The sequence below is a fragment of the Methylobacterium sp. 1030 genome (genome assembly GCF_040544715.1).
Lineage (GTDB): Bacteria > Pseudomonadota > Alphaproteobacteria > Rhizobiales > Beijerinckiaceae > Methylobacterium.
In genome coordinates this window covers 338,367-361,650 of the sequence record NZ_JBEPKM010000002.1, presented here as the reverse complement: position 1 = coordinate 361,650, position 23,284 = coordinate 338,367, and the positions used below count along the sequence as shown (strand labels likewise).

The 23,284-nt window shown below is 71.5% G+C and carries 19 protein-coding genes; 12 read left to right on the top strand and 7 right to left on the bottom strand.

All coding sequences use genetic code 11. The features are described from left to right. Positions 1-34 precede the first annotated feature (34 nt). The 4 genes from ABIC30_RS04085 to ABIC30_RS04070 all read right to left on the bottom strand — a co-directional run bounded on the left by ABIC30_RS04085 (position 35) and on the right by ABIC30_RS04070 (position 5,041). Positions 35-517: a DUF1203 domain-containing protein gene (locus ABIC30_RS04085; protein ID WP_020091588.1), complete on the bottom strand. Its 483-nt coding sequence runs from the start codon at positions 515-517 to the stop codon at positions 35-37. 98 nt (positions 518-615) lie between these two features. After that, complete coding sequence (locus tag ABIC30_RS04080) at positions 616-1,671, bottom strand: adenylate/guanylate cyclase domain-containing protein (RefSeq protein ID WP_020091587.1); 1,056 nt, start codon at positions 1,669-1,671, stop codon at positions 616-618. A 33-nt stretch (positions 1,672-1,704) separates the two neighbouring features. Further along, the gene (locus tag ABIC30_RS04075; RefSeq protein WP_026604690.1) at positions 1,705-2,064 is read right to left on the bottom strand and encodes a response regulator; all 360 of its coding nucleotides are present in this window, start codon (positions 2,062-2,064) and stop codon (positions 1,705-1,707) included. A 49-nt stretch (positions 2,065-2,113) separates the two neighbouring features. After that, positions 2,114-5,041, bottom strand: coding sequence for a response regulator (locus tag ABIC30_RS04070; RefSeq protein WP_026604689.1), 2,928 nt, complete (start codon positions 5,039-5,041; stop codon positions 2,114-2,116). A 302-nt stretch (positions 5,042-5,343) separates the two neighbouring features. Between ABIC30_RS04070 and ABIC30_RS04065 the strand changes: the two genes are divergently transcribed. From ABIC30_RS04065 to ABIC30_RS04020, 10 genes are all read left to right on the top strand, one after another. Next, entirely contained in the window at positions 5,344-5,553 is a 210-nt protein-coding gene (locus ABIC30_RS04065) for a hypothetical protein (RefSeq protein ID WP_020091585.1), read from the top strand. Between the two features lie 299 nt (positions 5,554-5,852). Further along, positions 5,853-5,993: a hypothetical protein gene (locus ABIC30_RS04060; protein WP_020091584.1), complete on the top strand. Its 141-nt coding sequence runs from the start codon at positions 5,853-5,855 to the stop codon at positions 5,991-5,993. A gap of 458 nt (positions 5,994-6,451) precedes the next feature. Next, positions 6,452-6,541 carry a K(+)-transporting ATPase subunit F gene (locus ABIC30_RS04055; protein WP_020091582.1) on the top strand — a complete coding sequence of 30 codons (90 nt, stop codon included), beginning with the start codon at positions 6,452-6,454 and terminating at the stop codon, positions 6,539-6,541. A 23-nt stretch (positions 6,542-6,564) separates the two neighbouring features. Then, a complete protein-coding gene (kdpA, locus tag ABIC30_RS04050) occupies positions 6,565-8,280 on the top strand; it encodes a potassium-transporting ATPase subunit KdpA (RefSeq protein WP_020091581.1) in 1,716 nt (571 codons plus the stop codon). 1 nt (position 8,281) lies between these two features. Continuing rightward, on the top strand, positions 8,282-8,476 hold the full coding sequence (locus tag ABIC30_RS04045) for a hypothetical protein (protein ID WP_091677801.1): 195 nt from the start codon (positions 8,282-8,284) through the stop codon (positions 8,474-8,476). Between the two features lie 106 nt (positions 8,477-8,582). Further along, on the top strand, positions 8,583-10,673 hold the full coding sequence (gene kdpB / locus ABIC30_RS04040; RefSeq protein ID WP_020091579.1) for a potassium-transporting ATPase subunit KdpB: 2,091 nt from the start codon (positions 8,583-8,585) through the stop codon (positions 10,671-10,673). Between the two features lie 21 nt (positions 10,674-10,694). Beyond that, positions 10,695-11,300, top strand: a complete 606-nt coding sequence (locus tag ABIC30_RS04035; RefSeq protein WP_331327099.1) for a K(+)-transporting ATPase subunit C — start codon at positions 10,695-10,697, stop codon at positions 11,298-11,300. A gap of 185 nt (positions 11,301-11,485) precedes the next feature. Further along, on the top strand, positions 11,486-14,203 hold the full coding sequence (locus ABIC30_RS04030; protein WP_354454136.1) for an ATP-binding protein: 2,718 nt from the start codon (positions 11,486-11,488) through the stop codon (positions 14,201-14,203). Further along, complete coding sequence (locus ABIC30_RS04025; protein ID WP_091924434.1) at positions 14,200-14,928, top strand: response regulator; 729 nt, start codon at positions 14,200-14,202, stop codon at positions 14,926-14,928. The genes ABIC30_RS04030 and ABIC30_RS04025 overlap by 4 nt, the downstream gene beginning before the upstream one ends. A 45-nt stretch (positions 14,929-14,973) precedes the next feature. Beyond that, positions 14,974-15,420 (top strand): PTS sugar transporter subunit IIA, encoded by a 447-nt coding sequence (locus ABIC30_RS04020; RefSeq protein WP_020091575.1) that lies wholly within the window; start codon positions 14,974-14,976, stop codon positions 15,418-15,420. Positions 15,421-15,436: 16 nt separating this feature from the next. On the opposite strand, the gene ABIC30_RS04015 is transcribed toward ABIC30_RS04020, so the two are convergent. Genes ABIC30_RS04015 through ABIC30_RS04005 form a run of 3 tightly spaced genes read right to left on the bottom strand, consistent with a single transcriptional unit; the run spans position 15,437 to position 20,348 of the window. Then, positions 15,437-16,777, bottom strand: a complete 1,341-nt coding sequence (locus ABIC30_RS04015; RefSeq protein ID WP_020091574.1) for an NCS2 family permease — start codon at positions 16,775-16,777, stop codon at positions 15,437-15,439. Beyond that, positions 16,777-19,512: a molybdopterin-dependent oxidoreductase gene (locus tag ABIC30_RS04010; protein ID WP_354454133.1), complete on the bottom strand. Its 2,736-nt coding sequence runs from the start codon at positions 19,510-19,512 to the stop codon at positions 16,777-16,779. Before ABIC30_RS04010 ends, ABIC30_RS04015 begins: the two co-directional genes overlap by 1 nt. Beyond that, positions 19,509-20,348 (bottom strand): FAD binding domain-containing protein, encoded by an 840-nt coding sequence (locus ABIC30_RS04005; protein WP_020091572.1) that lies wholly within the window; start codon positions 20,346-20,348, stop codon positions 19,509-19,511. Before ABIC30_RS04005 ends, ABIC30_RS04010 begins: the two co-directional genes overlap by 4 nt. 173 nt (positions 20,349-20,521) lie before the next feature. On the opposite strand from ABIC30_RS04005, the gene pucL reads away from it, so the two are divergent. Both pucL and ABIC30_RS03995 read left to right on the top strand, forming a co-directional pair. Next, a complete protein-coding gene (pucL, locus tag ABIC30_RS04000) occupies positions 20,522-21,364 on the top strand; it encodes a factor-independent urate hydroxylase (protein WP_020091571.1) in 843 nt (280 codons plus the stop codon). Positions 21,365-21,777: 413 nt separating this feature from the next. Further along, complete coding sequence (locus ABIC30_RS03995; RefSeq protein ID WP_026604687.1) at positions 21,778-23,262, top strand: methyl-accepting chemotaxis protein; 1,485 nt, start codon at positions 21,778-21,780, stop codon at positions 23,260-23,262. The last annotated feature ends 22 nt before the right edge of the window (positions 23,263-23,284 follow it).

Below are 23,284 nucleotides of genomic sequence, written 5' to 3'. Positions count from 1 at the left end.
GCAAAGGCCCGTTGGGCGGCTCGGTGGCTCGCGCTCAATCGGCGACGCGCTCTACGCGGGACAGGAGGCACCCGGGCCGCGCCGTGTGGATGTTGACGAAGCGGGTGCGCGGATCGTCGAGGGCGCGGCGGAGCGGAACCTCGGCCTCGCTCCCGGGACAGACCTGCCCGAGATCGTAGAGGCAGAGATGGTCCGCGTCGTAGGCACGGACCGAGACCAGCGTGTTCGCGCGGACGATCGGCGCGAGGCCGTCGGCCGCCTCGGCGCGCTTACACTCGTCCGCATGCAGGAAGATCGGACTGGGTGTCCAGTAGATCCCGCGCGGCTCGGGCAGATCGTAGGATCCGAGCAGCATGGTCTCGCCGGGCCGGCCGAGCTGCAGGCAGTGTCGGCAGGGAAAGCCGCCATCCGCCGTCGCGACGACCCGACGAACCGGGTTGTCCCGGTCGTCAAGGCCGGTGGTACGGAAGCGATCGGCGGTCTCCGTCGGGATCGGAACGCAGCGATAACGGGTCATGGTGCACCTCCGGGACGGGGCCCTAAGCTCCGTCCCGGCGCGCCGCATCCCGCTTCTTGCTGCGCAATCCGGAACGCTCCGCGGCCGCCGCGGGCGTCTCAGGCCGGGGTCGCGTCGCCGGCCGCGAGGGCGTGGCAGTACACGTCGACCGCGCCCTTGCCCTTCAGCGTCACCGGGCCGATCGGCCGGACGTCGCGCGGGTCCGGCAGGCGCGCGAAGGCCTCGCGCGACAGGTGCAGCGCGCACCCGTCGCCGAGGCCCGCGAGCCGGGCGGCGACGTTCACGGTGTCGCCCCACAGGTCGAAGGTGAACTTCGTCCGGCCGACGATGCCGCCGACGACCGGCCCGATATGGATGCCGCCGCGGATCCGCCAGCCCGGCTCGCCCTCGGCCGCGATCGCCACCATGTCGGCGGCGCAGCGGATGGCGGCGGAGACCGGGTCGTCGTGCGGCCGCAGCAGGTTGGCCGTGGCCATGAAGGCGTCGCCGATCGTCTTGATGTTCTCCAGGCCGCGCGCCTGCGCGACCACCTCGAAGGCCTCCGCGAGTCGCTGGATCTCCGCGACGACGACGTCCGGGCTCTGATCGTGGCACCACGTGGTGAAGCCGACGAGGTCGATGAACAGGACGCCGACGTCGCCGAACAGCCGCGGCTTGACCTGCCCGGTCTCCATCAGCTCCGCCACGGCCGAGACCGGCAGGATGGCGTGCAGGAGTTCGTCGGCGCGCTTGCGCTCGCGCTCGATGGTCCGCAGATGCGCGACCTCGCGGTCGTGCGCCCGCTTCCGCTCCAGGCAGGACCGGATGCGCGCCTCCAGGATCACGGGCTCGAAGGGCTTCGGCAGGTAGTCGAAGGCGCCGAGCTCGATGCACCGGACGATGCTGCCGATCTCCATGAGGGCGGAGATCATCACGACGGGCGTGTGGCGCCACGCCTCGTGGGCCTTCATCCGCTCGAGCACGGCGTAGCCGTCCAGGGCCGGCATCATCACGTCGAGGAGCACGAGGTCGAACGGCTCCTCGCTCAGCCGATCGAGGGCCGCCCGCCCGTTCGCCGCCCGCACGCTGGCGTGGCCGAGGAGCTCTAGCTCCTGCTCCAGCAGGTCGAGGTTGAAGGGCTCATCGTCGACGATCAGGATGCGGGCTGGCTCCACGGGTCCTCCCTTCCTGGCGTGAGACGGCCGCGCTCAGCCGAGCCAGTGCTGCAGCTTCGCGAAGAGCAGGTCCTCGTCGACGGGCTTGGTCATGAAGTCGTCGCAGCCGGCGGCCCGCGCGCGGTCCTCGTCGCCGGTCATCGCGTTGGCGGTGATCGCCATCACGGGGATGGCGGCGGTCGTCGCGTCGGCCTTGATGCGGCGCGTCGCCTCCCAGCCGTCGACGAGCGGCAGCGACAGGTCCATGAGGATGAGATCCGGCCGGTGCGCGATCGCCATGTCCACGCCGGCGGCCCCGTCGACGGCGATCAGGATCTCGTACTCGTCCTCGAGCAACTGGGTCAGCAGATCGCGGTTGAGCGCGACGTCCTCGACGATGAGAATCCGCTTCATGGGCCGGTCCCGGGCGTCGCGGGCCGCCAGGAACGGGTCGTGTCCGACCTCATCGGTCACCGTCGGCGGTCTCGGTCTCCAGGACCGGCAGCACGCGGCGGACCTCCCGGACCAGGGCGGCGCGATCGAGTCCGCCCTTGTCGATCAGTCCGAGCACGCGCTCGCGGAGCATGCCGCGCTCGGCGGAGTCGAGGGACGCGGCGGTCAGGACCACGACGGGGATCGACCGGGCGGAGGGATCCGCCTGCAGGGCATCCAGGAAGGCGAGGCCGTCCATCCGCGGCATGAGCAGGTCGAGGAGGATGACGCTCGGGCGGGCCTGCGCGATGCGCTCCAGTCCGGCCGCCCCGTCGGCCACCCAGTCGACGGTGCAGTGCTCCGAGTCGAGGAGCTGGCGCACGAGGTCGGGCACGTTGGGATCGTCGTCGATCACGAGGACGCGCTCGTTGTCGGGGGCGATCCGAGCAAGGGCGCCGATCAGGGCCTCCCGCTCGAACGGCTTCACGATGTAGTCGGTCGCGCCGAGCCGGAAGCCGAGCTCCTTCTGGTCGACGATGGAGATCAAGACGACCGGGATGTCCCGGGTCAGCGGATCGGTCTTCAGCGCGTGCAGGACCTGCCAGCCGTCGGTGCCGGGCATCATGATGTCGAGGGTGATGGCCCGCGGCTGCAGCTCCCGGGCCTTGACCAGCCCTTCCTGGCCGCTCGCCGCCCCGACGACCGTGTAGCCGGCATCGGCGAGGTTCTCCTTCAGCAGGTAGACGACGTTGGGATCGTCGTCGATCGCCAGCACGACCTTGGCGCCCGAGCGCGGCGCGGTGACGGCGGCGGGTGCCGGCTTCGGGGGCGGCGGCACCTCGGCGCCGCCGGCGATCCGCGGCGGGATGGTGAGCGTGAAGGTCGAGCCCTCGCCCTCGCGGCTCTCGACGCCGATCCGGCCGCCGAGCAGGCGCGCGAGCCGGTGGCTGATCGCGAGCCCGAGCCCGGTGCCGCTGTGGGACCGGGTCGCGCTGTTGTCGACCTGATGGAACTCCTCGAAGATCGCGCTCAGGGCGCCCGCCGGGATGCCGATGCCGGTATCCATCACGGCGAACTCGATGCCCTCATCGACCGAGCGGACGCGGAGCGTGACCGATCCGGCCTCGGTAAACTTGATGGCGTTGCTGAGCAGGTTGATCAGGATCTGACGTAGCTTCTCCTCGTCCGTGCGCAGCATCGGGGGCGGGTCCCGGACGTCCCGGACGAGGCGCACGCCCTCGTTCTTGACGAGGGGCTCGACGGTGCGGAGGCACAGGTCGAGGACCGGCTCCAGGGCGAAGTCCGAGGGTTTCACCTCCATGCGCCCCGCCTCGACCTTGGCGAGGTCGAGGATGCTGTTGATCAGCGAGAGCAGGTGCTCGGAACTCGCCAGGATCTTCTCGAGATTCTCGAACTGCTTGACCGGCAGGACATCCTTCGCCCGCCGCATCACCAGCCGGGTGAAGCCGATGATCGCGTTGAGCGGGGTCCGCAATTCGTGGCTCATGTTGGCGAGGAAGCTGCTCTTGGCGCGGCTCGCCTCCTCGGCCGCCTCCTTCGCCTGACGCAGGCTCTCCTCGGCCTGCTTGCGCTCGATCACGCGGCCGAGCTGCGCGCCGATATTGCTCATGACCCGGAGCAACGAGGCGTCCGGCGGGGACGCGTCACGGGCGAAGAACTCCAGTACCGCGACGACGTCGCGCCCGACCGTCACCGGAAAGGCGAACCCCGCCCGGATGCCGTGCTCGACCGCCGCCGGCGCGCGCGGGTCCGCGGCCATCGACGGGTCCCCGACGCTCCATTCCGGCGCGCCCGAGACCAGAACGCGGCCGGCCAGGCCCGATCCGGCGGCCAGCGACGTGGCGGCCGTGGCAGCCTGGAATCGCGCGACATCCGCGCCGGGGTCGCAGTGCCAGATGCCGGTCGGGAGCAGCGTCCGCGTCCCGTCCCGGGCCAGGATATGGGCGTGACCGACGGGCCAGCCGGCGTGCTGCGCGACGCGCTCGAGGCAGAAGCGCAGGGCGTCCTCGACCGTCGGGGCCTCGTTGGCGGCCGCGGCGGCGGCCTGGAGCAGCTCGACGAAGGCGGTCTGCTTCTGCAGCGCCAGCTCGGCCTCCTTGCGCTCGGTGATGTCGCTCCAGGACTCGACCACCTCGACGGGCTGGCCCGTCGCGTCCCGCAGGAGGCGCTGCTCGTCCCGGACCCAGCGATAGGTGCCGTTCGCGTGCCGGAACCGGTACTCGATGACGTTGTGCCCGTCCGCGAGCAGATTCGGGAACTCGGCGAGAACGCGGTCGCGGTCGTCGGGATGGAGCCGCTCCAGCCAGAATTCCGGCCCCGACAGGTAGTCGCCCGGCTCGTAGCCGAGGAGATCGCGCACGTTCTCGCTGATGAAGGTCGGCGCGTTGCGGCCCCCCACCTCGAAGCTGCAGATCATCGACGGGGACGCGGTGAGCAGGTAGGTCAGCCGCCCCTGCGTCGCCTGGAGCACCTGCTCGGCGCGCTTGATCTCGGTCACGTCGGTGTAGACCGCGACGACGCCGCCGTCGTTGGTCTTGCGCTCGTTGACCTGGACCCAGCGGCCGTCGACGCGCTGCTGCAGAAGCGGACCGCGCGGCGCGCGGTAATGGGCGATGCGCTCGGCGACCCAGGCCTCGACGCTCATCCCGTCCGGCCGTACAACGCAGGACTCCGCGACGGCGTTGGCGATGGCTTCGAAGGTCACGCCGGGCACGATGATGGCCGACAGGCCGGGATGGAAATCCTGGAAGTGCCCGTTGCACAGGACGAGGCGATCGTCCGGGTCGAACAGCGCGAAGCCCTCCGAGCTGCTCTCGATCGCCTCGACGAGCTTCTGCTTGGCGACCCCGGCCTCATCGAGAGGCCCGGCGCTCCGGCTAGGGCCGGCGTCGGCGGCCCGACCTGTCTCGCTGGGTGATCCGGCCGGCGCGTGGGACATACCTCGAACCACTCCGACACCGACGCGCCAGTGGTGACGCCTTGCCCTGCCAAGCCTGATCTGCGCGATGCCCGCGGGCGCGCAATTCATTATTCGGCACCGTCGCATGGTCTATTTTGCGGATCAAGCTGTACGGGAATCGCTGTCCCGCCCCAGTCACGGGCTCGCCGTTCGTCGCCCGGTTCGTCGCCCGTCTGCCGGCTTCTCGCTTCCAATCCCGTCCGGAACGCATCGGTGCCATGTCTCGGCGCGGCGTGGCGGCACGCCGAGAAGGTGTATCTTCCGTGAAAACGGAGGAAACGATGGCTTACAAGATCACTTTTCGCCGCGGAAAACGCGAGAGCTTCACCAAGCTGTGGCCGTGCGACCTCGAGGCGGCGACGGCCTACGCGCTCGCGCAGCTCCCCCTGCAGCAGCGCGAGAACGGGGCGACCTCTGTCACCGTGGTCTGCGAGCGGACCGGCGAGGTCGTGTTCAACTCGACCGAGCAGCCCGAGGCCGCGACGGTCTAGGGCGTCGCCCGGCCGCGGACCGGACGCTCCCGGAGGGGCTGCGTCGTGCAACCAGATCCCCTCCGTGCGCCCGAGCCCGTCCCGGCCTCGGTGGGTCGGGCCGACCCGGGATCCGGCGCCCACGTCTCACCGCCCCGCGTCCTGCACGCGCTCGATCCGCGCTTTCTCGGGCTGACGGGCGCGCCGGCCCCCCATCCTGATGACATCCCTATGCCGGACGCCCCGCGCGCGTCTTGGTCCCTCACGGCCGATGCCGACGTGGTCGCGCCATCGGGCATCAGCCCGGATGGAGCCTCCGCATGCCGATCGTCCGTTACATCCTCGCCGAGTGCAGGGCCGACCGCGTCTTCGCGCTGATGGTCGTCGCGCTCGGCGGGTGGTCCGCCGTGTCCCTCGCGCTGCTCGCGCTGAACGTCTTCGAACCCCTGCGAGTCCAGTGAGCGCCGGAGCCGCGTCGCCGTCCGGCACGGCACCCCCGGGGTTATCCATCCAGCCGCTTGCGGGCCGCTGCCGCGTCTGCGGCCTCGCCTACGGCGGCATCCTCGGCCGCGAGGCGGGGGTGATCCGGCTCGATCGCGCCCGGTGGCGCCGTCTCTGCCCGGGCGCGGCGTGGCTGACCGTGCCGGCCGCCTGCGCGGGCCTCCGGGCCAGCTTCGGCGGGGACGCCGGATCCTAACGCGGCCCTTATAAACTCCCGCCCGGTCCTCGCTCGAACCCTAACGCGGTTCCCGGCGACACTGCTGGTCGGCCAAGGCCGGCCGCGGAGCCTCCGCGGCCGGTCCGCCGAACCGGACCAGACCACCATGCTCGACATCGTCTTCCTCGCAGGGGGCTTCGCCTTCTTCGCCGCGGCGGCCGGCTACGCGGCCGCCTGCGACCGGCTCTGAGAGAGGCCGCCATGACCCTCGATCTCGCCCTCGGCGCCTGCGTGACCGCCGGCCTCCTCGTCTACCTCACCTACGCCCTCGTCCGCCCCGAGCGGTTCTGAGCGGCCCTGACGGATCTCCCCCCATGACCCTCAACGGCTGGATCCAGATCGCGCTGTACGGCGCGATCGTTCTGGCGCTCGTGAAGCCCCTCGGGTCGTACATGACCCGCGTCTTCACCGGAGAGCGCACCCTCCTCTCGCCCGTTCTCGGACCGATCGAGCGCGGGCTCTACCGCGTGTCCGGCATCGATGACCGCCAGGAGCAGCACTGGCTGGCCTATACGGGCGCGGTCATCCTGTTCCACGTGCTGGGCTTCGCGGTGCTCTACGCGATCCTGCGCCTGCAGGCGGTACTGCCGCTGAACCCGGCCGATCAGAGCGCGGTGGCGCCGGATCTCGCGTTCAACACGTCGACCAGCTTCATCACCAACACCAACTGGCAGTCCTACGGCGGCGAGACCACGCTGTCGTACCTGTCCCAGATGCTGGGCCTGACGCACCAGAACTTCCTGTCGGCGGCGACCGGCATCGCGGTCGCGGTGGCGCTGATCCGCGGGTTCGCCCGCGCCTCCAGCGGCACGATCGGCTCGTTCTGGGTCGATGTGACCCGCGCGACCCTCTACGTGCTGCTGCCGATCTGCATCCCCTACACGCTGTTCCTGGTCTGGCAGGGCATGCCGCAGACGCTCAGCGCCTACGCGGACGCCACGACGCTGGAGGGCGCCAAGCAGACCATCGCGCTGGGCCCGGTCGCGAGCCAGGTGGCGATCAAGATGCTCGGCACCAACGGCGGCGGCTTCTTCAACGCCAACGCCGCGCACCCCTTCGAGAACCCCACCGCCCTGTCGAACTTCGTCCAGATGGTCTCGATCTTCGCGATCGGCGCCGCGCTGACCAACGTCTTCGGCCGCATGGTCGGTGACGAGCGTCAGGGTTGGGCGATCCTCGGCGCCATGGGAATCCTGTTCCTGGCCGGCGTCGCCGTCACCTACTGGGCCGAGGCCAACGGCAGCTCGGTGCTCAGCAGCTTCGGGCTCACCGGCGGCAACATGGAGGGCAAGGAGGTCCGCTTCGGGATCAGCGCCTCGGCGCTGTTCGCGGTGATCACCACCGCGGCCTCCTGCGGCGCGGTGAACGCGATGCACGACTCGTTCACGGCGCTCGGCGGCCTGATCCCGCTGCTCAACATGCAGCTCGGCGAGGTCATCATCGGCGGCGTCGGCGCCGGCCTCTACGGCATGCTGATCTTCGTCATCGTGGCGATCTTCGTGGCGGGCCTGATGGTCGGCCGCACCCCCGAATACCTCGGCAAGAAGATCGAGGCGAAGGAGGTGAAGATGGCCATGCTCGGCATCCTCTGCCTGCCGCTGATGATGCTGGGCTTCACCGCCCTGGCGACAGTGGTGCCGGCGGGCCTCGCCGGCCCGGCCAATGCCGGCCCGCACGGCTTCTCGGAGATCCTCTACGCCTACACGTCGGCGGCGGCCAACAACGGCTCGGCCTTCGGCGGGCTGACGGCCAACACGCTGTTCTACAACAGCACGCTCGCTGTCGGCATGCTGGTCGGCCGGTTCTTCGTGAAGATCCCGGTGCTCGCCATCGCGGGCTCGCTGGCGGCCAAGAAGACGGTCCCGGCCTCCGCGGGCACGTTCCCGACCCACGGCGGCCTGTTCGTCGGGCTGCTGGTCGGCGTCGTGCTCATCATGGGCGGCCTGACCTTCTTCCCGTCGCTCGCGCTCGGCCCGATCGTGGAGCACTTCGCGGGCGCGGCCGGCCAGACCTTCGCGACAGGGGGCTGAGATGCCGCGCGCTTTCCCCGCCCGGCGCGTCCCGCGCCACCACCTCGCGCTGCACCGCTCTCCACTGCGGCACGACCGCGGCGGCGCTCAGCCCCTGCGGACCTCCGACCTCATCCTGGCGCTCCTCGGCGTCGTGATGCTCGGCGGCTTCGCCCTGCTGGCCGCCTACGCGCTCACCCTCGGCGCCGGGGGCTGAGCCTCCGCAACCGTGATCGCGCGCGCAGCGAAGCGCGGCCCTGGGCTGCTTCGCTGCGCTCGCAAGGACGGCAGCCTCACTTCAATCTCCCTTCCGGACATCTCCCATGTCGCGTCAGACGTCATCCCTGTTCAGCGCCGCCCTGATCGGGCCGGCCCTCCTCGGCTCGCTACGAAAACTCGATCCGCGGGCCATGATCCGAAACCCGGTCATGTTCGTGGTCGAGGTCGTGGCGCTCCTCACCACCGTGCTGTTCGTCCGCGACCTCGTCACCGGCGGCAGCGACCTGCTCTTCTCGGGCCAGATCATCCTCTGGCTGTGGTTCACCCTGATCTTCGCCAACTTCGCCGAGGCCCTCGCTGAGGGCCGCGGCAAGGCCCAGGCCGACAGCCTGCGGCGCACCCGCACCGAGATGACCGCCAAGCGCCTGACCGGCCAGGGCCGGGCCTTCGAGACGGTGCCGGGCACCACGCTCAGGGTCGGCGACGTCGTCCTGGTCGAGGCCGGCGACCTGATCCCCTCCGACGGCGAGGTGATCGAGGGGGTCGCCTCCGTGAACGAGGCGGCCATCACGGGCGAATCCGCCCCGGTGATCCGCGAATCCGGCGGCGACCGCTCGGCGGTAACCGGCGGCACGCAGGTCCTCTCGGACGAGATCAAGGTCCGCATCACCGCCGCGGCCGGCTCGACCTTCGTCGACCGGATGATCGCCCTCGTGGAGGGCGCCTCGCGGCAGAAGACGCCGAACGAGATCGCCCTGAACATCCTGCTCGCCGGCCTCACCATCGTGTTCGTCTTCGCGGTGGCCTCGATCCCGAGCTTCGCGAGCTACGCGGGCGGGTCCATCCCCGTGATCGTGCTGGTCGCCCTCTTCGTCACGCTGATCCCGACGACGATCGGCGCGCTGCTCTCGGCGATCGGCATCGCCGGCATGGACCGGCTGGTCCGCTTCAACGTGCTCGCCATGTCGGGCCGCGCCGTGGAGGCGGCGGGCGACGTCGACACGCTGCTCCTCGACAAGACCGGCACGATCACCCTCGGCAACCGTCAGGCGACCGAGTTCCGCCCCGTCCGCGGCGTCAGCGCGCAGGATCTCGCCGACGCGGCGCAGCTCGCCTCGCTCGCCGACGAGACGCCGGAGGGCCGCTCCATCGTGGTCCTGGCCAAGGAGAAATACGGCATCCGCGCCCGCGACATGGCGAGCCTGAACGCCACCTTCGTGCCGTTCACCGCGCAGTCGCGGATGTCGGGGGTGGATCTGCAGGGCACGTCGATCCGCAAGGGCGCCGTCGATGCCGTCATCGCCTCGGTCTCGGGCCAGCCCATCGCCTCGCGCGACTCCAACGTCGCCCTGGCCGTCCGCCCCGAGGCCGAGACCGGCGTCGTGACCGAGATCCGCGCCATCGCGGAGGAGATCGCCAAGGCCGGCGGTACGCCGCTCGCCGTCGCCAGGGACGGCCGCCTGCTGGGCGTGGTCTACCTCAAGGACATCGTGAAGGGCGGCATCCGCGAGCGCTTCGCCGAGCTGCGCCAGATGGGCATCCGCACGGTGATGATCACCGGCGACAACCCGATGACCGCGGCGGCGATCGCCGCCGAGGCCGGCGTCGACGACTTCCTCGCCCAGGCCACCCCGGAGGACAAGCTCGCGCTGATCCGCAAGGAGCAGGCGGACGGCAAGCTCGTCGCCATGTGCGGTGACGGCACCAACGACGCCCCGGCGCTGGCCCAGGCCGATGTCGGCGTCGCCATGAATACCGGCACCGTCGCGGCCCGCGAGGCCGGCAACATGGTCGACCTCGACAGCGACCCGACCAAGCTCATCGAGATCGTCGGCATCGGCAAGCAGCTGCTGATGACCCGCGGCGCGCTGACGACCTTCTCGATCGCCAACGACGTGGCCAAGTACTTCGCCATCATCCCGGCGATGTTCCTCACGCTCTACCCGCAGCTCCAGGCGCTGAACGTCATGGGCCTGGCCTCGCCGCAGAGCGCGATCCTGTCGGCGATCATCTTCAACGCCCTGATCATCGTGGCGCTGATTCCGCTGGCCCTGCGCGGCGTTACCTACCGGGCCGTCGGCGCGGCCGCGCTGCTGCGCCGCAACCTCCTGATCTACGGCCTCGGCGGCGTCCTGGTGCCCTTCGTCGGCATCAAGGCCATCGACCTCGCCGTCAGCGCCCTCCACCTCGCCTGAACCGGTCCCCGGAGACCTGCCATGCTCAACCAGCTTCGCCCCGCCCTGGTCCTGCTCACCGCCCTGACGGCGATCACGGGCCTCGCCTACCCCCTCGCGATGACGGGCCTCGCCAGCGCCATCTTCCCCGCGAAGGCCGCCGGCAGCCTGATCGCGCGCGACGGCACGGTCGTCGGCTCCAGCCTGATCGGCCAGAACTTCACGGGTGCCGGCTACTTCCACGGCCGGCCCTCGGCGACGACGGCGCCGGACCCGTCCGACGTCTCGAAGACGGTGCCGGCGCCCTACAACGCGGCGAACTCCTCGGGCTCGAATCTCGGGCCGACCAGCGCCGCCCTGGCCGAGCGGGTGAAGGCCGATCTCGACGCGCTCAGGGCCGAGAACCCGGATGCGCCCGTTCCGGTCGACCTCGTCACGACCAGCGGCTCGGGCCTCGACCCGGAAATCTCGCCCGAGGCCGCCTACTTCCAGGTTCCCCGCGTCGCCAGGGCCCGCAAGATCCCGGCGGACAAGCTGCGCGCGCTGGTGTCGTCCCGCATCGAGGCGCGCACCCTCGGCCTCCTGGGTGAGCCGCGCGTCAACGTGCTGGCGCTGAACCTCGCGGTCGACGCTCTCGCCCGTCGCTGAGGCGCGCCCGACAGCAGGGGGGACCCCGAAGCTGCGCTGCGGATCCCGCTTCGTCTTTGCGAGCGAAGCGAAGCAATCCAGCCGCGCCACGTCCACCGGCGTCCCGCTGCTCTGGGTTGCTTCGCTCCGCTCGCAATGACGCGACGATTCCGCGCTGGCCGCGGCGTTTTGCTAAGATGGCGATCATGCCCGAGACCGGCCGCGACCCGACCCGCCCCTCCCCCGACGCCCTGCTCGAAGCGGCGCGCCGGGAGGAGCGGACGCGTGGCCGACTGAAGGTGTTCCTCGGCGCCGCACCCGGGGTCGGCAAGACCTACGAGATGCTGACCGTCGGGCGGGCGCGGCTGAAGGCAGGCCTCGACGTCGTGGTCGGCGTCGTCGAGACGCACGGCCGCGCCGAGACCGAGGCCCTGCTCGACGGGTTCGAGACGATCCCCCGCCGTTCCGTTCCGTATCACGGCACCGTCCTGCAGGAGATGGACCTCGACGCCCTGCTGGCGCGCCGGCCGGCCCTCGCCTTGGTCGACGAGCTCGCCCACACCAACGCCCCGGGCTCGCGCCACCCGAAGCGCTACCAGGATGTCGAGGAGCTGCTCGATGCCGGCATCGACGTCCTGACGACGCTCAACATCCAGCACGTCGAGAGCCTCAACGACGTGGTGGCGTCGATCACCCGCATCCGGGTGCGCGAGACGGTGCCGGACGGCGTCCTCGACCGGGCGGACGACATCGAGGTCGTGGACCTCAACCCCGACGACCTGATCCAGCGCCTGAAGGACGGCAAGGTCTACGTTCCGACGCACGCCGAGCGCGCGCTCAAGCACTACTTCTCGCGCGGCAACCTCACGGCGCTCCGCGAGCTGGCGCTCCGGCGCACCGCCGACCGGGTCGACGACGAGCTGCTCGGTCACATGCGGGCCAACGCGATCGCCGGTCCCTGGGCGGCGGGCGAGCGCGTGCTGGTCTGCGTGAACGAGGATCCCCGCTCCGCCGGCCTCGTGCGCCACGCCAAGCGTCTGGCCGACCGCCTGCACGCCCCCTGGACGGCGCTCTCCATCGAGGGCGCGCGGGCGGCGGCCCTGAGCGAGGCCGAGCGCGACCGCATCGCCGAGGCCCTGCGGCTCGCCGACCGCCTCGGCGGCGACGCCGTCACCCTGCCGGGCGGGCGCCGGATCGCCGACGACGTGCTCGACTACGCGCGCTCGGCCAACGTGAACCACATCGTCGTCGGCAAGGCGAACCGCTCGTGGCTCTTCGAGCTGGTCAACGGCTCGGTGGTGTACGACCTCGTGCGGCACAGCGGCGCCATCAGCGTGCACGTCGTCCCCGGCGAGGCCGTCCCGGACGAGAAGCCGGCGCGCCGCGCCGTGGCGGTGACCGCGCCGCGCCCGGGGCGCGACGCGCGGCCCTACGCGATCGCGCTGGCGGCGATCGCCGCGGGCCTCGGCGCGGCCATCGTCGCGGAACCCTACGCGGGCGTCGAGAACGCCGACCTGTTCCTGCTGACCGCGGTCGTGGCCGTGGCGGTGCGCTGGGGCCTCGGGCCGTCCCTCGTCTCGGTGGTGGCGGGCTCGCTCGCCTACAACTTTTTCTTCCTGCCGCCGGTCTACACGCTCACCATCGCCGATCCGACCAACGTCGCGGCCTTCCTGCTCTTCACCCTGGTGGCCGTCTTGGTCTCGAACCTCGCCTCCCGCGCGCGTCGCGTCGCGGTGGTCAGCCAGGGCCGGGCGCGGGCCACGGAACGGCTGTTCGGCTTCTCGCGGAAGCTCGCCGCCTGCGGCACCCTCGACGACGTGCTCTGGGCCACCTGCGCCCAGGTCGCCGCGATGCTGAAGGTGCGCGTCGTCCTCCTGCTGCCGGACGGCCAGGCCGTCACGGTGCGGGCGGGCTACCCGCCCGAGGACATGTTGGACGAGGCCGATCTCGCGGCCGCGCAGTGGGCCTTCGACAACGACCGGCCCGCGGGCCGGGGCGCCGACACGCTGCCGGGCGCCAAGCGCCTGTTCCTGCCGATGCGGACCGGGCGCGGGACGATCGGGGTGATCGGCCTCGATTCCGACGGCACCGGGCCGATCCTGTCGCCTGAGGGCCGCCGCCTCCTCGACGCCCTTGCCGACATGGGCGCCCTCGCGATCGAGCGGGTCCGGCTCGTGGAGGATCTCGACCGGGCCGAGCGCGCGGCCGAGACCGACCGCCTGCGCCAGGCGCTGCTCACCTCGATCAGCCACGACCTGCGCACGCCGCTCGCCTCGGTCCTGGGCGCGGCCAGCACGCTGCGCGACCTCGAGGCGGCGCTGCCCGCGGACGCCAAGGCGGAGTTGCTGGCGACGATCATCGAGGAATCGGAGCGGCTCAACCGCTTCATCGCCAACCTCCTCGACATGACCCGGCTGGAGGCCGGCGCGGTGGCGCCGAACCTCTCCGCGCAGGACGTGGCCGAGACCGTCGACACCGCCCTGCGCCGCACCCAGAAGATCCTCGCCGACCACCGCGTCGCCGTGGAGGTCGAGGCCGACCTGCCGCCGCTGGCGCTCGACCCGGTCCTGTTCGAGCAGGTCCTGGTCAACCTCCTCGACAACGCCGCCAAGTACGCGCCCGAGGGCTCGACCGTGACGGTCCGGGCGCGCCGCGCGGACGACCGGGTCCGGATCGCCGTGCTGGACGAGGGCGACGGCCTGCCCGAGGCGGATATGGAGCGGGTCTTCGACAAGTTCTACCGCGTCCGGAAGGGCGACCGTGTCCGGGCCGGCACGGGGCTGGGCCTCGCCATCTCCCGGGGCTTCGTCGAGGCGATGGGCGGCACCGTCACGGCCGAGAACCGCCCCGACCGCGGCGGCGCCTGCTTCACCGTCAGCCTGCCGGTTCCGGCCCGGAGCGCGCCCAGGGACATCGCCGCATGAGCCCCACGATCCTGGTCGTCGACGACGAGCCGCCGATCCGCAAGCTCCTGCGCATGGGCTTGGCCACGCAGGGCTACGCAATCCTGGAGGCGCCCGATGCCCGGACCGCCCTGGCGCTGCTCGGCCGGGAGGGCGTCGATCTCGTGATCCTCGATCTCGGCCTGCCCGACATGCGCGGCCACGACCTGCTGCGGTCGGTTCGATCGAGCCATCCCGACCTCCCGGTCGTCGTGCTTTCGAGCCGCGACGACGAGAGCGGCAAGGTCGAGGCGCTCGATCTCGGCGCCAACGACTACGTGACCAAGCCGTTCGGCATGGCGGAGCTGCTGGCGCGCCTGCGGGCCGCCATGCGCCACCAGCTCGCCGCGCGGGGCGAGCGGCCGATCTTCCGCGTCGACACCCTGTCAGTCGATCTGGTCCGCCGGATCGTGAAGGTCGACGAGGCCGAGGTGAAGCTGACGCCGCGCGAGTACGATTTCCTGCGCGTCCTGGTCCTGCATGCCGGCAAGGTGCTCACCCACGCGCAGCTGATGCGCTCCGTGCCGTCCTCGTCCGATCCGCAATACCTGCGCGTCTACGTGCGCCAGCTCCGCCAGAAGCTGGAGGCGGATCCCGAGCGCCCGCGGATCTTGCTGACCGAGACCGGTGTCGGCTACCGCCTGCGCGCGCCCGACGACGAGCCGGCCCCGCCGCACCGCGGCGCCGGCGGCGCGACCGCCCACTGATCCCGAGGACGACCCGATGTGTCCCAGCGCCCGCGATCCCGCGCGATGAGTGTGGACCGGATCCTCGCGCCCTCCGACGCGCTCGTCGGCCTGCGCGCCGCCGGCAAGGGGGCGCTGCTCGAGGAGCTGGCGCGCCGCGCCGCCGGCGTCCTCGGCCTCGCCGCGGAGACGATCCTCCCCGCGCTGATCCGGCGCGAATCCCTGGGTTCGACCGGGGTCGGCGACGGCATCGCCCTGCCGCACGCGCGGCTCGAGGGCATCGCGCGCCCCTACGGGATCCTGGCCCGGCTCCGCGACCCGATCGATTTCGACGCGGTCGACGATCGGCCGGTGGACCTCGTCGTCCTGCTGCTGCTCCCGGCCGTCGCCGAGGGCGAGACGCTGAACGCGCTGGCCTGCGTGGCGCGGCGCCTGCGCGACCCCGGGGCCGCCGCGGCGATGCGCGCCGCGCGGGACGCGGCGGCGCTCTACGCGGCCGCGACGGGCCGGTAAGGGCGCCGCGCGGCCGTCAGTGCGCGCCGCCGGTCTCGACGAACTTGAACAGGAAGACCGCCGCGATCACCCAGACGATCGGCTTCACCTCCCGGGCGCGGCCCGCCAGCAGCTTCAGCGCCGCGTAGGTGATGAACCCGCAGGAGACGCCGGTGGCGATCGAGTAGGTGAACGGCATCAGCAGGGCCGTGACGCAGGCCGGCACGACCTCGGTGATATCGTCCCAGTCGAGCTCGACCAGCTCGCGCAGCATCAGGCAGGCGACGTAGAACAGCGCCGGCGCCGTGGCGTAGGCGGGCACCGCGCCCGCGAGCGGCGCGAAGAAGAGGCAGGCGAGGAACAGCACCGCCACGGTGGCTGCCGTGAGCCCGGTGCGGCCGCCCTCCTCGACGCCGGAAGCGCTCTCCAGGTACGCCGTCGTGCTCGACGTGCCGAGGAGCGAGCCCGCGAAGACTGAGACGGAATCGGCCATCAGCGCCCGGTCGAGGCGGCGCATCTTCCCGTCGGTCAGGAGTCCGGCCCGGCTCGCCACGCCCATCAGCGTGCCCGTGGCGTCGAACAGCTCCACCAGGAACAGGACCAGGATGACGTGGAGCAGGCCCGCCGAGAGGGCACCCGGGATGTCGAGGGCGAACAGGGTCGGGGCGATCGACGGCGGCAGGGAGACGATTCCCTGGAAGGTGTTGCCCGCGAAGACGAAGCTCAGCGCCGTGACGGTGAGGATGCTCGACAGCAGCGCCGCCCGCACCTTCCGGGCGGAGAGGACGGCCACCATCAGGAAGCCCAGCACCGCCAGGATCGCTTCGGGCTTGTGCAGGTCGCCGAGGGTGACGAAGGTCGCCGGGCTCGCCGCGACGAGGCCGGCGTTCTTGAGCGCGATGATCGCCAGGAACAGGCCGATCCCGACCGTGATGGCGATCCGCATGGAGCGCGGGATCCCCTCGACGATCAGCGCGCGCAGGCCTGTCAGCGTGACGATCAGGAAGCACACGCCCGAGATGAACACCGCGCCGAGGGCGGCCTGCCAGCTGAAGCCGAGCTGCTGGACCACCACGTAGGTGAAGTAGGCGTTGAGCCCCATGCCGGGCGCGAGGGCGATCGGGTAATTGGCCCAGAGCGCCATGATCATCGAGCCGAGCGCCGCCACGAGGCAGGTCGCCACGAAAACCGCGCCCCGGGGCATGCCGGCATCCCCGAGGATGCTCGGGTTGATGAAGACGATGTAGGCCATCGTCAGGAAGGTGGTCAGCCCCGCTAGCACCTCCGTGCGTACGCTGGTGCCGTGCTCGGCGAGGCGGAAGGTGCGTTCCAGGAGGCCGGGCCTCGCCGCCGGCACCGCGTCCCGCGCGCGATCCATCACGCGAGCCCCGCCCGGCCGGCCGCCACGGCCCGGTAGATCCTGTCCGGCGCGAAGGGGGTCGCGGTCAGGCGAGCCCCGGTCGCGTCCCGGATGGCGTTGCCGAGCGCCGCCGCCACCGGGTTGAACGGCGACTCGCTCATCGACTTGGCGCCGAGGGGGCCGACGCTGTCGTGGGTATCTGCGAAAAGGACCTCGGTGTCGGGCACGTCGGCGCAGGCGGGGATGTGGTAGTCGCGGAACGTCTGGGTAACGAGGCTTCCGTCCGCGGCGACTTGGACGTCCTCGTAGAGCGCCGCGCCGAGCGCCTGCGCGATGCCGCCCTCGACCTGACCGCGGCACTGCATCGGGTTGATCACCCGCCCGGCATCGGCTGCGTGGACGCTCCTGAGGATCCGCACCGCGCCGCTCACCGGGTCGACCGCCACCCGGAAGGCGTGGACGTTGAACGCCACCGAGCGCGGGCTGCCGTCGGCCCGGCCGGTCGCGTCCAGGGGACCGACCGCCGCCAGCGTGACCGGTCCGGCCGGCGTCTCGACCCGCTCCCCGTCGAAGCGGCAGGATTCCGGGGTCGCGCCCGCGATCTCGGCGGCCCGCGCGCGGATCCGGAGCGCGAGCGCCTCGGCGGCGCGCAGCGTCGCCAGGCCCGCCACCACCGTGCCGGTGCTCCCGTAGGCGCCGGTGTCGTGCCCGACGATATCCGTGTCCGCGCCCGCGACGCGGACACGCTCCGGCGCGGCGCCGAGCGCCGAGGCCGCGATCTGCCGATGCACCGTGCTGGTGCCGTTGCCGAACTCGGCCGTCCCGACGCGCACGGTGAAGTGCCCGTCGGCGTCCAGGCTGACCCGCGCGTCGGCGTGGTGGCCGCGCGGCGGGATCGTGTCGATCATCGCCATCGCGATGCCGGTCCCGGCGCGCCAGCCGGGTTCCGGCTCGGGCCCCGGATCGGACCGCAGCGCCTCCTCGACCAGGGTGAGGCACTGGTCGAGCCCGTGGCTGCCGAAGATCACGTCGTGCGGTTCCAGGCTGTTCGACACCATGGCGTCGCCCGGCTTGACGGCGTTGCGCCGCCGCAGGGCGAACGGGTCCAGGCCGAGTTCGCGGGCGACCTCGTCCAGCGCGGATTCCAGCGCGAAGATCGTCTGGCTCAACCCGTAGCCGCGGAAGGCGCCCGCCGGCACCGTGTGCGTGTAGACGGCGCGGCCGCTCACCTGCTTGTTCGGGCAGACATAGGCGGCCAGCACCTCGTGGCAGGCGTGGTGGATCACGCCGCCCGCGTGGTTCCCGTAGGCGCCGGTGTCGGACAGGACGTCGAGGCTCAGCGCCGTGAGGGTGCCGTCGCGGCGGGCGCCGACTTTCACGTCCATCCGCATCGGGTGGCGCGTCGTCGTCCCGACGAACTGCTCCCGGCGGGTCAGCTCCCAGCGCACCGGCCGGCCGGTGTGCAGGACCGCCAGGGCGACGAGATCCTCGGTCAGCATCTCCTGCTTTCCGCCGAAGCCGCCCCCGACCCGCGCGCAGACGACGCGCACCGCGTCCTTCTCGAGCCCGAACAGGTCCGCCAGCGCGTCCCGGGTCAGGAACGGCACCTGGGTGCTGGTGCGCAGCGTCAGGCGGCCGTCCTCGGCGTGCCAGCCGATGCAGCCGTGGGTCTCCATGGCGGCGTGCTGGACGCGCTGCGACCGGAACGTCCCGGCGTAGACGAAATCGGCCCCGGCGAGGCCCGCCGCCACGTCGCCGACCGCGCCGTGCACCTCGCCGGCGAGATTGGGATGGCTCTCCAGGGGCGGTGCGTCCTCGCCTGGGCAATCACGGGGATCGTGGACGCGGGCTGCGTCGGGATCGAGGGCGCGCTCCGGATCGAGGAGCGCCGGGCGCACCTCGTAGGTCACCTGCAGGGCGCGGCAGCCGGCCTCGGCGGCGGCTTCCGTCTCCGCCACCACGGCGGCGACGCGCTGCCCGACGAATCGCAGGATCGGGTCGAGGACCCGCGTGTCGGAGGCGTCGTCGCGCGGATCCTCGTGGCGGGCGGTCGAGAAGCGGCGCGTCGGCGCGTCGGCGTGGGTCAGCACGGCCACGACGCCCGGGACGGCGCGGGCGGCCGTCGCGTCGATCGCGACGATCCGGGCATGGGCGTGGGGCGAGCGCAGCACCTTGAGGTGGAGCGTGTCGCCGAGCGGCGCGTCCATCGTGAAGCGGGCGCGTCCGGACACGACCAACGGCGCGGCCGGTGCCGCGAGGTTGCGGCCCACAGGATCGCCGCAGCCGCCGCTCTCGACCGAGCGCGCGCTGCCGGCGATGGCCTCGCGCACGGCGCGGTAGCCGGTGCAGCGGCAGAGATTGCCCTTGAGGGCGGTGCCGAGATCCTGCTTCTGACCCTGGTCGAGGCTCGCCGCGGTCATGATCATGCCGGGCGTGCAGAAGCCGCACTGGAAGCCCTGGGCCGCCAGGAAGGCTTCCTGCATCGGGTGGAACGCCGCCGGCTCGGCCGCGTCGGCGCGGCAGGGACCGGCCAGCCCCTCGATCGTGGTCACGCTCCGTCCCTCGGCGCGGAAGGCCGGTACCAGGCAGCTGTGCACGGGCTCGCCGTCGAGATGGACCGTGCAGGCGCCGCAATCGCCGGCGTCGCAGCCCTTCTTCACGCCGAACCAGCCGGCCTCGCGGAGATAGGTCCGGAGGCACTGCCCGGCTCTCGGCGCGCCCTCGTGCGCGGCACCGTTGATCGTGAGCTTCATGACGCGGCTCCCGGCGACGGCGCCGCGTCGAGCGACCCGCGGATCTCCTCGGCGAAGTGCCGGGTCATGTGGCGGCGCCAGTCAGGCCGCCCGTGGACATCGTCGTGGTAGAGCGCGTCCGGGATCGCCTCGTCCAGCGCCCGCATCAGCGCGGCCGGATCCGGCAGACCGTCGAAGGCGAGGCGGAGCGGGCGTTTGACGGAGGCCGTGACCGTGAGCGCGAAGGCGCCGTCCGCGCCGCGCGTCCCGATCAGCAGCGCGCCGGAGCGCCCGTTCGGGCTGAGGCTGATGCGGCGGAAGGCCGTGCGACGCGCGAGCGCCGCGGCCGGCATCGACAGGCTCCGCAGGATCTCGCCCGGTGCCAGGGCGTTCCGCTGCGGCGCGAGGACGAAATCGAGGATCGGGAGCTCCCGCTCGGCCCCGTCGGCGGACCAGATCGTGCAGGTCGCGTCGAGGGCCGTCGCGAGGGCGATCATCGGCCCGGCCGGGAGTGCGAGGCAGACGTTGCCGCCGACCGTGGCCACGTTCCAGATCTTGAAGGAGCCGAGCAGCGCGCGGCAGCACTGGCCCACCAGCGGCGCCGCGTTCCAGCCCGGCGGCAGTTCCAGCCGGTCGAGCTGGGCGATGGTGCAGGTCGCCGCGAGGGTCAGGCCCTCCGCGTCGACCGCGTGCGGTGGCCAACCGAGCGCCGCGAGGTCGACGAGGCGCCGCATCCCGACCTGCGGCTCGGAGAACAGCCACGTCCCGCCTCCCAGGCAGGCATCGCCGTCCGCCCAGTCGGGAAGCTCGGTCCGACTCCGTGGCCGGACGACGGTCTCGATCGTGTTGAGGTCCATGCCCGCTCGCCGGTCCGAGGCCGGTTCGGCCCGGCCCAACACTATGCCGGTTCTAATCGGGCCCCGGTCAAGCCGCGCCGGCAACTTCGAACCTTGGCGCCCCCACGCACGTCGGCCTAGGATGAATCAGATTTGCGTGAGATGGCCGGCGGCGGTCCGGATCGGAGATCCCCATGGCCCTGACGGCATCGCGGTACGGCAAGGAACGGGTTCGCGTGCTGCGCCTCGCCCGCGACGGCGACCACCACACGCCGCGCGAGCTGACGCTGTCGGTCATGTTGACCGGGCGCTTCGAGGCGGCCTGGACAGAGGGTGACAACCGCGCCTCCATCGCCACCGACAGCATCCGGAACATGGTCAACGTGACGGCGGCGCGGCATCTCGGGCTCGACGCCGAGGGGTTCGTCGCCGCGGTCGCGCGGGTGCTGCTCGAGACCTACCCGCAGGTCGAGACCGTCACGATCGAAGCGGAGGAAGTTCGCTGGCTCCGCCACGCGATCGCCGACGCGCCGCACGGCCACACCTTCACGCGCGACGGGAACGGCGCCGGCTACGTGGGGCTCACCGCCGACCGGACTGGGTCGACCCTGCGCTCCGGATTGCGCGGCTACACCTTCATGAAGACCACGCAATCGGGCTGGACGGGGTTCGTGGCGGACCAGTACCGGACCCTGCCCGACACGACCGACCGCATCGCCGCGACCAGCATGGACGCGACCTGGACCTGGGCCTCGGCGCCGCACGATTACGCCGGAACCAACGCTCGCATTCTCGCGACGCTGTTGACCGTCTTCGGCACCACCTACAGCCGCGGGATCCAGGACAGCATGTACCGGATGGGCGAGGCCGCCCTGGCCGCCGTCCCGGAACTGGCCGAGATCGGCTTCGTCATGCCCAACAAGCACTACCTGCCGATCGACCTGACACCGTTCGGCCTCGACAACCCGGGCGTTGTCTTCCTGCCGACCGACGAGCCCTTCGGCCGGATCGAGGCGACCATCGGCCGGACAAGTTGATCAGTCCGCGCCGCGACGCCCTTCCCAGATTCCCCACGCATCATCGCGCGCCGCGTCGATCGGTGGGCTGTGGATCAGCGGTGCAATCCTACAACCGCAGGCTGGCAAGCGGCGGGCGAACGCGGGCGACGCACAACGCAAGATAGTCTCGCCCTTGATCTATGCTATCCCATGGCTTTTCATTAAGTGGGACTGTGCATTTAGCGGCTCACCGCGAATTTCTTGAGCAAAGCGAACCATTTTAACCGCCGCGCAACGGCATCCCGTTATCGAAGCCCGCGCTAGAGCCGGGCATCGACAGGTTTATGGTGTCGCCCGGCGCAATAAAAATTTATCTCGATTAAGAAATTCTTGATCCGACCGGCTCGGTGCGCGCTTCGGCCGCACCCTCATCTCAGGATGCGGAGACATCGATGTTCGAGGGTGTTCTGGCTGGTAGGGATCACGCGGCCAAACTCGCGGCGTTGAGCCGGTCCCTCGCCACCATCGAGTTCGCGCTGGACGGCACGATCCTCGACGCCAATCCGAACTTCCTGGAAGCCATGGGCTACGCGCTCGAGGAGATCCGCGGCCGGCATCACAGCCTGTTCGTCCCGCCGGCCGAGCGGGAGAGCGAGGCATATCGGGAATTCTGGGACAAGCTGCGGCGCGGCACCTTCGCCAGCGCCGAGTACAAACGGCTCGCCAAAGGCGGGCGGGAGGTCTGGATCCAGGCCTCCTACAACCCGGTGCTCGACGCGCGCGGCGGACCGGTCAAGATCGTCAAGTTCGCCACCGACATCACCGCCCCGAAGCTCCGCGCCCTCGATCTGGAAGGGCAGATCAGCGCGCTGCACCGCTCGCAGGCGGTGATCGCCTTCGCGCTCGACGGCACGATTCTCACCGCCAATGCGAACTTCCTCGACGCGGTGGGCTATCGGCTCGACGAGATCGTGGGGCGGCATCACAGCCTGTTCGTCGGCGAGGCGGAGCGCGCCAGCGAGGCTTACCGGCTGTTCTGGGCCGCCCTGGCACGCGGGGAGTATCAGTCCGGCGTGTTCAGCCGCACCGGCAAGGGCGGGCGGGAAGTCTGGATCCAGGCGACCTACAATCCGATCACGGACGCGGATGGACGGCCCGTCCGGGTCGTCAAGTTCGCCACCGACATCACCGCCCAGGTCCACGAGCGGCAGCAGCGCGCCGCCGCGCAGAGCGCCATCGGCGCCGAGCTGGACGCCATCGGCGACGCTGTGGCGGATGTGACGCGCCAGGCCGACGCGGCGGTCACGCGGGTGGACCGCGTGTCCGGCGACATCCGCTCGGTGGCCACCGGCGCGGAGCAGCTGTCGGCTTCGGTGGATGAGATCAGCCAGCAGGTGAGCCACGCCGCCGAGATGGCCGGGCAGGCCGTGGAGCAGGCACAGCGCACCGGCCGGATCGTGACCGGCCTCAGCGACCAGGCCGCGCAGATCGGCGCGGTGCTGAGCCTCATCGCCGGCATCGCCGCGCAGACCAACCTGCTCGCGCTCAACGCCACCATCGAGGCGGCCCGTGCCGGCGAGGCCGGTCGCGGCTTCGCGGTGGTGGCGTCGGAGGTGAAGACCCTGGCCGCGCAGACGGGGCGCGCGACGGAACAGATCCGCCAGCAGATCGCCTCGACGCAGGCGGCGACCCGGGAGGCCGTCGACGCCATCGACACGATCCAAAGCACGATCCGGGCCCTGGACGCGGCCTCGTCGACCATCGCGGCGGCCGTGGAGGAGCAATCCGCGGTGATGCGCGAGATGTCGGGCACCATGCAGACCGCCGCACAGGACGTCTCCGCGATCTCCGGCGGGATGACCACGATCGCGCGGGCGAGCGGCCGTGCCGACCGCGCGACGCGGCAGGTCCGGGAGACCGCGCGGACTTTCGGCTGAGGCGATCCGGGCGGTCGCCGCC